10 protein-coding genes and 1 tRNA gene are annotated in these 11,933 nt (G+C 41.2%); 8 read left to right on the top strand and 3 right to left on the bottom strand.

Annotation, left to right across the window (positions count from 1 at the left end):
- Positions 1–25: 25 nt before the first annotated feature.
- Positions 26–919 carry a formylmethanofuran--tetrahydromethanopterin N-formyltransferase gene (gene fhcD / locus EFE42_RS00160; RefSeq protein ID WP_123135332.1) on the bottom strand — a complete coding sequence of 298 codons (894 nt, stop codon included), beginning with the start codon at positions 917–919 and terminating at the stop codon, positions 26–28.
- A 599-nt stretch (positions 920–1,518) separates the two neighbouring features.
- Here fhcD and EFE42_RS00150 point away from each other — a divergent pair.
- From EFE42_RS00150 to EFE42_RS00135, 4 genes are all read left to right on the top strand, one after another.
- Positions 1,519–1,722: an amino acid permease gene (locus EFE42_RS00150; RefSeq protein ID WP_123135330.1), complete on the top strand. Its 204-nt coding sequence runs from the start codon at positions 1,519–1,521 to the stop codon at positions 1,720–1,722.
- Between the two features lie 536 nt (positions 1,723–2,258).
- Positions 2,259–4,730, top strand: a complete 2,472-nt coding sequence (locus EFE42_RS00145) for a plasma-membrane proton-efflux P-type ATPase (RefSeq protein ID WP_233564663.1) — start codon at positions 2,259–2,261, stop codon at positions 4,728–4,730.
- 75 nt (positions 4,731–4,805) lie between these two features.
- Complete coding sequence (locus EFE42_RS00140) at positions 4,806–5,087, top strand: hypothetical protein (RefSeq protein ID WP_123135328.1); 282 nt, start codon at positions 4,806–4,808, stop codon at positions 5,085–5,087.
- A 95-nt stretch (positions 5,088–5,182) separates the two neighbouring features.
- Positions 5,183–5,839, top strand: a complete 657-nt coding sequence (locus tag EFE42_RS00135) for a nitrous oxide reductase family maturation protein NosD (protein ID WP_255419042.1) — start codon at positions 5,183–5,185, stop codon at positions 5,837–5,839.
- A gap of 151 nt (positions 5,840–5,990) precedes the next feature.
- On the opposite strand, the gene EFE42_RS00130 is transcribed toward EFE42_RS00135, so the two are convergent.
- Together EFE42_RS00130 and EFE42_RS00125 are read right to left on the bottom strand one after the other, a co-directional pair.
- Positions 5,991–7,874, bottom strand: coding sequence for a copper-translocating P-type ATPase (locus tag EFE42_RS00130; RefSeq protein ID WP_370448637.1), 1,884 nt, complete (start codon positions 7,872–7,874; stop codon positions 5,991–5,993).
- A gap of 2 nt (positions 7,875–7,876) precedes the next feature.
- On the bottom strand, positions 7,877–8,758 hold the full coding sequence (locus EFE42_RS00125; protein ID WP_123135326.1) for an ion transporter: 882 nt from the start codon (positions 8,756–8,758) through the stop codon (positions 7,877–7,879).
- A gap of 138 nt (positions 8,759–8,896) precedes the next feature.
- Here EFE42_RS00125 and EFE42_RS00120 point away from each other — a divergent pair, with 138 nt between their 5' ends.
- The 4 genes from EFE42_RS00120 to trkA all read left to right on the top strand — a co-directional run bounded on the left by EFE42_RS00120 (position 8,897) and on the right by trkA (position 11,929).
- Entirely contained in the window at positions 8,897–9,559 is a 663-nt protein-coding gene (locus EFE42_RS00120; protein WP_123135325.1) for a winged helix-turn-helix domain-containing protein/riboflavin kinase, read from the top strand.
- Between the two features lie 15 nt (positions 9,560–9,574).
- On the top strand, positions 9,575–10,303 hold the full coding sequence (ribB, locus tag EFE42_RS00115; RefSeq protein WP_123135324.1) for a 3,4-dihydroxy-2-butanone-4-phosphate synthase: 729 nt from the start codon (positions 9,575–9,577) through the stop codon (positions 10,301–10,303).
- Positions 10,304–10,336: 33 nt separating this feature from the next.
- Positions 10,337–10,414, top strand: a tRNA-Pro gene (locus tag EFE42_RS00110).
- 186 nt (positions 10,415–10,600) lie between these two features.
- Positions 10,601–11,929 (top strand): Trk system potassium transporter TrkA, encoded by a 1,329-nt coding sequence (trkA, locus tag EFE42_RS00105; RefSeq protein WP_123135323.1) that lies wholly within the window; start codon positions 10,601–10,603, stop codon positions 11,927–11,929.
- Positions 11,930–11,933 lie beyond the last annotated feature (4 nt).

The following is an 11,933-nucleotide window of genomic DNA, read 5'->3' as shown; positions in this document are numbered from 1 at the left end:
AAAAAGGAAAAAAGAGGACCCCGTCTCATACGAGGTCATGGAGATTGAATTTGTAGGGGCCAAGGTTTCCGCCGTAGTTGCCTGCGGAGATCTTTTTGATACCCGGAACCTTTACGGATGCCTTTATACCGGCGGATATTGCGCTGGAAATTGCTTCCTCGCTGACACCGTTGATAACGATCTCGTAAACTGCTCCCACACCTTCGGGGATCTGGGTATCCTCGATCTGGTCCCTGATGGAGGGGCAGAACTTTTCGTTTGCGGTTGCCTTGAGGAAAGTGTACTTGTTGGCACCTGGTTTGGAACCACTGGCCACGATACCACCGGGGAATGGGGTGATGGAGCCTTCGACCTTTTCTATGGCTTCAACTGCTGCCTCTGCGGCATTGAGGCCACTCATCTGGCAGTCGCCGAAGATGAAGAAGTTTCCGCCTGCTACACCTTTTACTCCACCCATGGAGTGCTCGGTAATAAAATCGCCTTCCATCATTGGGATCTTGTAGGCTTTCCTGCCACCGACTTCGGTTTCGGATTCTGTACCGTCTGCGAAGAATTTGAGCTTGAAACCAGTGTCAAACTGTTTTTCAGCATCCGGGAGACCGTTGTACATTGCTGTTGTGGGAGCGGTCAGTACACACTGGCCCAGTCTTTCCAGGAGCTGTTCTTCCAGGGATTTGTAGCCGAAGGTGCAGAGCTGGATGTAAACACCAGGTCTTCCATCAGGGGTTTCATCAGGACTGGCAACCCTTTCGATACCGCCTTCTGCGGGACACATGATGACAGAAGTACCAAAACCTGTAGCTTCCTGTGCAGCTACCCTTGCCCATTTTTCGTTCACGGCTGTGATCAGTACTCTTCCGATCTTTATCGGGAATGCTTCTGCAAAAGTATCTTCGATTTCTACTCCGTTAATTTCCATAATGACACCTGCTCTTTAATTAAGGGTACAAAGGAGATACTGTTTGCAGTACAAATAATCTTCGACGTTGTAGATATCGTGAGGTTTAAAGTATTTTATATAAGTTAATAACTATTTGCTATTTTTATTTCATATTAAACTATATAATGATTAACTCTGTTTAAATACAAAATAGATGCCTAAGAAGAATCTACATGTAAATAATTATTTAAATCACTGAGGATGATTTAGCAAAGTAATTCTGGTAAGAGGACTTGGTGACGGGGTTCTAGGCGGAGGGCTTAATGTCCTTCTGTGGGTAGGTTATATATTTGGGCTTGCTTTATATGCTAAAGGATTATCCTACTATGCTATGACTTTTCTTCCTTCCGGGTCAGCTCAGATTTGGTCCAATGTCTTTTCTACATCAATAATACTTGTTTTTACTTTAATAAATTTCATAGGTGCAAAAGCTGTAGGTAAATCTGAAGTTTTTATTGTATCAATAAAAGTAGGTATTCTCTTGCTTTTTGCCCTATCAGGAATGTTTTTTTATTGAACCTTCAAATTTGTCATTATCAACTTTTTCTGGTACGTCACATATCCTTTTTGGCGCAGGCATGTTATTCCTTGCTTACCAAGGTTTTGGTCTGATTACTAATGCAGCTGAAGATATGGACAATCCTCAAAAAACCCTTCCAAGAGCCCTTTATTTGAGTGTATTGATAGTCATATTCATTTATGTACTTGTAAGTCTGGCAGTTGTAGGCAATCTTTCCCTTCCGGAAATATCCCAAGCTAAAGATTATGCACTAATTTCTTGAATCTTGCGGGTATCGGGATGATAGCAAGTGCTTCTTTATTAATAATATATATAGCTGTAAATTATGGTCACTTACATTTATATAAAGAAACTGGAGCCAAACCTTATTTGATTTGGGCTTCCCTTGTAAGTAGTATAGTATTTTTTTGTATCCTTGTATATTACCAGTTGAATAAATCTGCAGCAACTCTTATTCTGGTATCTTGTTTTATTACAGAAGCTATATATAGGAAATATTGCAATAGATCGATAAAGATACGAAATTGACTAAAAAATCATCCTTAATAATTTACTACTGTTTTAGATTGGAAGTGTAATCTTATGTCAGCAGGTGGTTCGAAGAAGTGTATTGAATATTTATCTGCAGTTTCTGTGTTCACAAACAATACTTCATTACAATAAAATATGATATATTTATAAATATATAAATTGCTAGAATCATAGAATCCAAAAGGATATATACAAAACTTGTTCTACTCTTATTGTGGGGAAATTGACTTACTAGACAATCTTTCTAGTTAAGGGGTTTGGATAATTTTGGATAATGATAGTATGAAGACTTCTGAAGGTGTTAAACAGGAAGACATAGCTGTCACTTCAGTAGACGAGATGTTTAAGCGACTTTCTTCTTCTAATAATGGACTATCTGTCTCGGAATCCCAAAAAAGAATTCAAAAATACGGATATAACGAGATTATAGAGAAAAAAGCAAGTCCATTAAAAAAAATTTTTGGATATTTTTGGGGTCCCATTCCGTGGATGATTGAAGTAGCTATTATTCTATCATTGATAATACAAAAATGGGAAGATTTCATAATAATTTCTATTCTTTTGTTATTAAATGCAGTTGTAGGGTTCTGGCAAGAGAATAAAGCCGACAATGCTATTGAGCTATTAAAGAAAAAAATGGCTTTGAATGCCAAAGTGAAACGCGATGGTAAATGGTCTGAAATCCCTTCACGTGAGCTCGTTCCTGGAGATATTGTAAGGGTGCGTTTAGGAGATATTGTCCCAGCGGATGCTAAACTAATAGATGGAGAATATTTAGAAATCGATGAATCTGCATTAACAGGTGAATCCCTTCCTGTGGAAAAACATGTTTCAGATATTGCTTATTCCGGTTCTGTTGTTCAACAGGGTGAAATGGATGCACTTGTGATTTCTACAGGCATGAATACATATTTTGGAAAAACTACCAAGCTGATAGCAGAAGCCAAAACTCAAAGTCATTTCCAAAAAGCTATAATTAAGATCGGGGATTATCTCATTGTCCTTGCATCGCTTCTGGTGGTAATTATTTTTCTTGCGGCACTGTTTCGCCACGAAAGCCTATTAGATACTTTACAATTTGCTCTTGTGCTTACGGTTGCGGCTATTCCTGCAGCATTGCCGGCAGTTCTATCTGTTTCAATGGCAGTAGGAGCCATGAATCTTGCTAAAAAGGAAGCTATTGTCAGTAAGCTTACCTCCATAGAAGAAATGGCTGGAATGGATGTACTCTGCTCCGATAAGACCGGTACTATTACCCAGAATAAGCTCGCTTTGGCAGATGTGGTATCTTTTGATGGATTTGATAGTACAGATGTATACCTGGCAGGATTACTTGCATCAAGAGAGGAAGACCGTGACCCTATTGATAATGCAATAATCTCCAAGATCAATACTATAAGAGACATTACAGATAAATCTGAAAAATATCAGGTAATGGATTTCAAGCCTTTTGATCCTGTTATAAAGCGCAGCGAAGTTACAGTTGAAAGTGATCAAGGTGAAAAATTCAGGTTTGCAAAAGGGGCACCTCAGGTTATATTGAAAATGGCAGATACTGATAAACAGATGATAGAGCAAGTTCAAGAAACTGTGGACACTTTTGCTTCAAAAGGCTATCGTGCACTTGGGGTGGCAAAAGGTGATATGGAGGGAAAATGGGACGTATTGGGTATAATTGCTTTGTACGATCCACCATATGATGATTCAGCTGAAACGATAATGAATGCACAATCCATGGGTGTTGACATCAAAATGGTTACTGGGGACCATCTTGCTATCGCCAAACAAATTGCAAAACAAGTTAAGCTAAACACAAATATTGTTACTGAATCTTCTATTTTTGACAAATCCGATGAGAAAGCTGGGAAATGTATTGAAAAAGCTGATGGATTTGCCCAGGTATTTCCAGAACACAAATATCATATTGTTGAAGTTTTGCAAAAAAGAGGACACATCATGGGAATGACAGGTGATGGTGTAAATGATGCGCCTGCTTTGAAAAAAGCTGATGTAGGTATTGCAGTTGCAGGCGCTACAGATGCAGCAAAATCCGCAGCAGATATCGTATTTACCAAAGCCGGTCTTTCAGTGATTGTTGATGCTATCAAAGAAAGCCGTATGATATTTCAACGTATGAAAAGTTATTCCATTTATCGGATTGCTGAAACAGTACGAGTCCTGTTTTTCATTACGCTATCTATCTTAATTTTTAATTTCTATCCGGTAACTGCTCTTATGATAGTTCTGCTCGCTTTATTTAATGATGCTCCGATAATGGCGATTGCTTATGATAATGTCAGATATTCCAACCTGCCTGATAAATGGAATATGAGGGAAATTTTGAGTATGGCTACTTTTCTGGGTATAATAGGAGTTATATCTTCTTTTCTTATTTTTTATATTGGCGAACATGTATTAAATTTGGGCCAAGGTGCAATTCAATCTTTCATATTCCTTAAACTTGCAGTTGCAGGACACTTGACAATTTTTTTGGCTCGTACAAAAGGACCTTTCTGGTCCATAAGACCTAGTGGCATCTTATTCTGGTCAACGATAATCACAAAATTAATAGCGACTTTAATTGTGGTATATGGAATATACATTACTCCCATAGGTTGGGGACTGGCCTCTTTTGTATGGGTTTATTCCATAATGGCTTTTGTAATTACTGATTTTTTGAAAATTCAGTTTTATAAATTATTGGACGAGAGTGGATTGAATCTGTGGAAGAGAGTTTAAGACAGTAAGCTGGTGTATATCATAAATTTAGATTTAAAATCGCTTATAAAAGAGGGAGGAAAGTGATGAAAAGTATTGGGGGTATTAACTTTTGCGTTGATTTTCGTCATAATATTTTCAGGATTAACATCTGCAAAAGTAATAAGTGTAAATGATGGTGGGGACAGTGATTACCTGAAAATAGAGAATGCTGTAAAAAAGGCAAATGTTGGTGACACGATATTAGTTTACAATGGAACTTATGTGGAAAATATCAATATCAATAAAGAATTGACCGTAACGTCGTTTTCTGAAAATGCTGATGATTGTATTGTTAGAGCTGAAGATCCAATAAATAATGTTTTTAATATTACTTGAGATTGTCGGAAAAGCCCATATTCAAGAAAATTATAACATATCCATTAAATACAGTGCAACACAGCATAGCGTTTTACTTTCAGTCATTGCTTGAAATGTTTCGATTTCACCACTTTTCCGACAGTCTCATTACTTCAGATAATGTTACCGTGAAAGGTTTTACAATAAGTGGAGTTGAAGGTCCTGAAAAGGCTGGAATTTATCTAGATGAAGTAAATAATTGTACAATAAGCAACAATATTTTGTTAAACAATCATAATGGTATAGGCGTTGTTTTGTCTGTCGGGAATATGATTGAAGAAAATAGTATTATTGCAAGTGGTTTTGATGGAATTTTCGTAGAGCGTTCGAATAATAACATCCTTGAAAATAATACTATTCAATTTAGTGAATGGAACGGTATGCTTTTTGAATCATCTGCTAGTAATGAAATATTCTTTAATCACATAAGCTTTAACAATCGAAATGGGATATATTTTATATCTTCTACTAATAATATAATCGGGAATAATAATATATCTTCTAATACCCAAAATGGATTATTATTTGAAGATTCTATCAATAATACAGTAAAAGAAAATTTATTATTGAATAATAGTAAAGGCATAAATGAGGCAGAATATGCTGAAAATCATATTTACCGGAATCAGGTCAACGACAAAGAAGTTTCAACTATACCTTTTCCTGGGTTTACGATAGTATTTCTTGTGATTTTGGTAGTATTCATAGTTAAGAAAAAATATAGAAAATGAAATCTTGTAGTTTCATTTGGTCATAATATTTTAGTCAATTTCCGCTATCTATTGGAGTTCAATCAAGGGATAACAACTTTGCATTTACAGCAACAATAACCGTACTCAGCGACATAAGCACCGCTCCCACAGCCGGAGACAGCAGGATTCCCTATCCCGCCAGCACCCCTGCTGCAAGTGGGATGGCAATGGCATTGTAACCTGTGGCCCAGAACAGGTTCTGCTTCATTTTCCCGTAGGTTTTTGCTGAGAGATCCAGAACAGTTATTATATCCAGAGGATTGCTGCGTACCAGCACAATATCCGCCGTCTCCACAGCCACATCCGTTCCAGCCCCTATGGCCACGCCCAGGTCTGCACGGGCCAGGGCAGGTGCATCATTCACACCATCACCTGTCATTGCCACACGCAGTCCACGGTCCTGGATATCCCTAATCTTCCCCTCTTTTTCCTGTGGAAGCACTTCAGCAAAATACTCGTCAAGGCCTATACTTTCCGATACCCAGCCAGCTACATTTTCATTATCCCCGGTAAGCATCATGCAGCGTATACCTCTCTCTTTCAGGGCAGCTATTGCCTGTTTTGATTCAGGACGTATAATATCTGCAAGGGCTATAGCACCTATCAATTTATCCTCCTCAACCACGAAAACAACAGTCTTACCCTGAGATGTTAACCCCTCTGTTTCAGCTGCGTCAGGTTCGAACCCCTGGTCAGCTATATAGGAGCCACTTGCAACTGTGATCTGCCTGTCCTCAACTGTTGCGTACGCTCCCTTGCCGGGGATACTGTTGAAATCCTCAATAGGATATTTTTCCTCTGCTGATTCCACAATACCCCGGGCTATGGAATGTTCCGATTCAGCTTCTACTGAAGCAGCCAGTTTCAGGATTTCCTCTTCTGATACATTCTCAAAGGGAATTATGTCGGTGACCCCGAATTTTCCTTCAGTCAGGGTCCCGGTCTTGTCAAAAACCACCGCATCGACCTCATGGGCTTTTTCAAAGGCAGCCCTGTCCTTGATCAGCAGTCCGTTGTTGGCGGCCAGTGCAGAGGATACTGCAATCACAAGGGGAATTGCCAGGCCAAGGGCATGGGGACATGTGATTACCATCACTGTAACCGCTCTTTCCAGGGAAAAGGCAAAATCATAACCTGCCAGATTAGCCCAGGCAAAAAGCGTTACAGCACCTGCACTTAAGGCTATGATAGTCAGCCACAGGGCGGCTCTGTTGGCCAGGTCCTGTGCACGGGAGCGACTTTCCTGGGCCTGTTTTACAAGTTCAATTACCTGGGAGAGGAATGAATCGGAACCGGTTTTTTCGATAATAATCTCCAGGGACCCTTCCCCGTTGATGGAACCTCCAATTACTTCATCGTCTTTTTCTTTGGATACCGGAGTGGTTTCCCCGGATAACATTGCTTCATTGACCGAGGATTGCCCTTTTGCCACCCTGCCATCAGCAGGAAGCTTTTCTCCCGGTTTGACCAGCAACCTGTCCCCATTCTGTAAATCGTTCAGTGCTACATCCTCTACCTCACCATTTTTTCCCAGACGATGGGCTTTTGAGGGCATGAGTTTTGCCAGTTCCTCAAGAGCCATGGAGGCTCCCATTACAGATCTCATCTCGATCCAGTGGCCCAGGAGCATGATGTCGATAAGGGTTGCCAGTTCCCAGAAAAAGAATTTGCCTGCCAGACCGAAAACCACAAGGCTGCTGTAAATATAGGCCACACTGATGGCAACGGCAATCAATGTCATCATGCCGGGCTGGCGGGATCTGAGTTCATCCAGCAGACCGGTAAGGAAGGGCTTGCCACCGTAGAAGAAGATCAGTGTGGAAAAGGCAAAAAGCAGATAAGAGGTACCTTCAATTGTCGGCAGGCTCACTCCTGCACTTTCCAATGCCTGTCTGATGATCGGTGACAGGAATAAAACCGGTAATGTAAGAACTACAGATACGAAAAAGCGTTTCCTGAAATCTTCCAGCATCATTGCATGATGCGAATGTCCATTATTATCCCCATGCTCCATTTTCATTTCTCCTCAAGTCTCTCCCCGCAACGTTTACAGTAGGCAGCATCCAGATCATGTCCCTGAAAAGCACAACCCGGGCATTTTTTTGAAAATATATTTCCTTTTGTCTGTTCATTTACTTTTTTATTGTCTTCCTCTTTGGAAACTCGTATTATCGATTGTGTGATTATCCCTGTAGGTACAGCGATGATAGAATAACCGATGATCATTACCAGTGAAGCGATGGTCTTTCCCAGGAATGTGGTGGGTATAATATCCCCGTAACCTACCGTTGTTATGGTAACGATTGCCCAGAAAATACTCTGGGGAATACTGGTGAACTGGGGATTGGAACTTTCAACCACATACATAACAGAACCCAGAATTACTACCAGATTCAAAACAGTGAACAGGAATAATGTAATCTTACGCTGGCTCTCCTGCAGTGCCCGTATCAGCAGGTCGGCTTCTGAGAGGTACTGCACCAATTTAAGTATCCTGAATATCCGCAACAGTCTCAGGATACGTATTACAAGGAGGTATTGACCGCCGGGCAGGATTACTGTCAGGTAGGTAGGCAGTACTGCCAGTAGATCTATCACACCAAAAAAACTGGTTGCATACCTTTTTTTGTCTCTGACACATATCAGTCGCAGCATATATTCGATGGTAAAAAGAATGGTGAAATCCCATTCCAGCATGTAGAGAGTATGATGGTGAACAGCGGTTATGGATTCCACGGTGTCCAGCATTACAATGACAACACTTCCCAGGATGGCAATTATCAGTGCTATATCGAAGGCCTTTCCAAGAGGTGTATCTGCCTCGAAGATTATATCATACAGGTCTCTTCTCCAGCCTGCATGAGAGGGCCTGTTTTCATGTGGGTTGTATTTTTTCATGGCTAACCTCTGGAAATTCCTCTCCCTAATTTCTCATGGTCTTCACGATGGTTATAATTTACTCCGCTGGTGGCCGAACATTTATTAATAATCAGCCAGATATGAGATATGTCTCAATTTTGAGATGGAGTATCTCACATGCATTTAATTCCAGCACTGAAAGAACTGGGCCTTTTAGGCGGATTGAATCATCCGGTTAAACTATCCTCAGCTGAGTTTGCAGAATACATGGCAACCAGTTCCAAAACTTCAGCCAGGATTCTCAAATCCCTGGAAGATGAAGGCTATATTGAGAGGCGTATTGTGCCTGGTGGACAGGAAGTGCTCCTTTCGAAAACTGGACGGCAATTGCTGAAAAAGGAGTACGAAGATTACAGACATATATTCACCGAAACCGTTGAAAAACAACCGATTCAGATGCGGGGATATATTGTAAGCGGGCTTGGTGAAGGTCACTACTATATTGGCCAGGAAGGCTACCAGCGCCAGTTTGGGGACAAACTTGGGTTTTCCCCTTACCCCGGAACTCTCAATTTGCGTCTGGATGACCTTAGCCTGAAGTTCAGGGATAAACTTGCAGAAAGTGCTGTGATTCCGATCTCCGGTTTTACAAGTGGGGAGCGTACTTTCGGTGCATGTCATTGTTTTTGTGTGAAAGTTGAGGGTTTTGAGGCAGCAGTTGTGGTTCCCGACCGGACCCATTATCCGGCTGATCTGCTGGAGATAATCTCTCCCGTGAAATTGCGTGATGAGCTTGATCTGAAGGACGGAGATGAGGTTGAGGTTACCGTTGATTATTGATTGGAGGTATTTAGTATGGACAATTTAAAATTTTCAGACCCCGAAGTGAAAAAGGGTGTTGAGGCGGTTGAGCGGGGAGAAATGGTATTTATATTTGATTCGGACAGCCGGGAAGGGGAGACGGATTTTGTTATTGCGGCTTTTGCTATTACTCCTGATGATGTACGCTGGATGCGTCGCGATGGCGGGGGCCTGATCTGTACTGCCCTGGCCGATGAGGTCTGTACGACGCTGGGTCTACCTTTCATGGCGGATCTGCTGGCAGAAGGGGCAGGCAGATGGCCTGCAATTGGTAATACCGTGGAGCAGGCCGGTGACCTGGCATATGATAGTCGTTCATCTTTTTCCATCTGGGTCAATCACAGGGACACACGTACGGGTATCCCGGATAATGATAGGGCCCTGACAATCAACAAGCTGGCTGAGATTTCTGAAAAGGGTAGAAACGGTGAAGCCGTTGTTTTTGGAGATGAGTTCCGTGCGCCGGGCCATGTTGCATTGCTACGGGCAGCTGAAGGACTTGTGGAAAACCGCCGGGGCCAGACCGAGCTGTCGGTTGCTCTTGCACAGATGGCCGGTATAACCCCTGTCATGGTAGTCTGTGAAATGCTGGACGATACCAACGGCAAAGCCCTTTCAAAAGAGGATGCCAGGACCTATGCCCAGTTGCATGGGTGTGTTTTCCTGGAAGGTGCCCAGATCACAAAAGTCTATAAGGAATGGGTAGCCCGGCAGAAAAAGTGATATAGGGAAAGTTCCTATTAGAACCAATCCCGTGGGACCGTAGGGTAGCCTGGTCCATCCTGCAAGGCTGGGGGTCTTGCGACTGGAGTTCAAATCTCCGCGGTCCCACCATACATCAACTCCTTTTTTAAATATTAAATGATATTTCTGTGGCTTTGTCCATTTTCCCTATATTAATCCTTACAGAATTCCAAATCCACTCAGGAAGGGTGGTAAACTAACAAAGATTAATATGAGTGATCTTAATAGTTGGGTTATGAATTTGTTTTGTATAGTATAATTTTATGGGGAATATGGATGAAAATAATCATCATAGGTGCAGGGGAAGTTGGCTATCATATAGCAAAATCGTTGTATCTGGAAAATGATATTGTTGTCATCGACGAGGATGAAAATGCCTGTCAGAGAGCGGATGAACTTGACGTTCAGGTAATCACGGGGAATGGTGCAAACGCCGCAATTCTTGAAAAAGTATTGATTGGTGCCGATCTTCTTCTGGCTTTAACAGGTGATGATGAGATAAATATTGTCGCCTGTATGACAACTAAATTGATAAAGCAATCCAGTAAGACCTTTAAGACCATGGCACGGGTCAGTAATCCTGATTATATAGACAGGCCGGTAGCCAAACGTACTCAGGTTGGTATCGATGTAATGATATGCCCTGAACTCGCGCTTGCATCGGAGATTGCTGATATTCTTTCTATACCTTCTGCGATTGATTCGGAGTCATTTGCCGATGGAAAAATAAAAATGATGGAATTTGTTGTCAAAGCAGACAGCCATCTTGTAGATAAACATATCCGTGATATAGGCTTATTTGACTGCTGTATTGTAAGCGCCCTTTTCAGGGGTTCACAAATTATTATTCCCCATGGTGACGATCTTATCCGTGCAGAAGATCACATTGTCATTATCGGTGAAAAATCTGCAATGAAAGATATATCTTCCTTTTTTGGAAAGATCAAAAAAAATACTGCTATGATTATTGGTGGCGGAATCGTTGGACTTTATCTGGCACAGTTGCTTGAAACGACTGATATGAAAATAAAGATTATAGAAAAGGACAGATACCGGTCTGAAATGGTAGCTGATCACCTCAAAAAAACTCTTGTACTTTTGGGGGATGGTACTGATCTTAGTCTCCTCAGGGAGGAGGGTGTGGGGGAAATGGATGTGGTAATATCTGTTACAGACAGTGATGAAAGAAATTTGCTCTGCTCTCTTTTGGCCAAACAAATGGGTACAAAGAAAGTGATAGTAAGAGCGGACCATTTTGATTATGTACCTTTATTTGAAATGGTTGGGGTAGATAGTGCTGTGAGTCCCATGGAAGCAACGATTAATGAAGTGCTCAAACTCACGATGGGTACAGGAATAGAGGCTCTGACAACTATTGAAGGAGATAAGGCTGAAATTGTGGAGTACACGATTTCTAAAAAATCAAAAATAAACGGTAAATTAATCAAGAATGTGAGCTTTCCGGAAGGTTCAATTGCAAGTATGGTTATCAATGACGACTCAACTATTGTTCCCCGTGGAAATTATAAAGTAAAAGAAGAGGACCATATTCTTGTATTTTCTATACCTTCTGTACTTCCAGATGTAGAAAAACTGTTCAAATGAGGTA

The sequence above is a fragment of the Methanohalophilus sp. RSK genome, assembly GCF_003722075.1.
Taxonomy (GTDB): domain Archaea; phylum Halobacteriota; class Methanosarcinia; order Methanosarcinales; family Methanosarcinaceae; genus Methanohalophilus.
The sequence above is the reverse complement of the archived record's forward strand: the minus strand, read 5'-3'. Positions and strand labels throughout refer to the sequence as shown.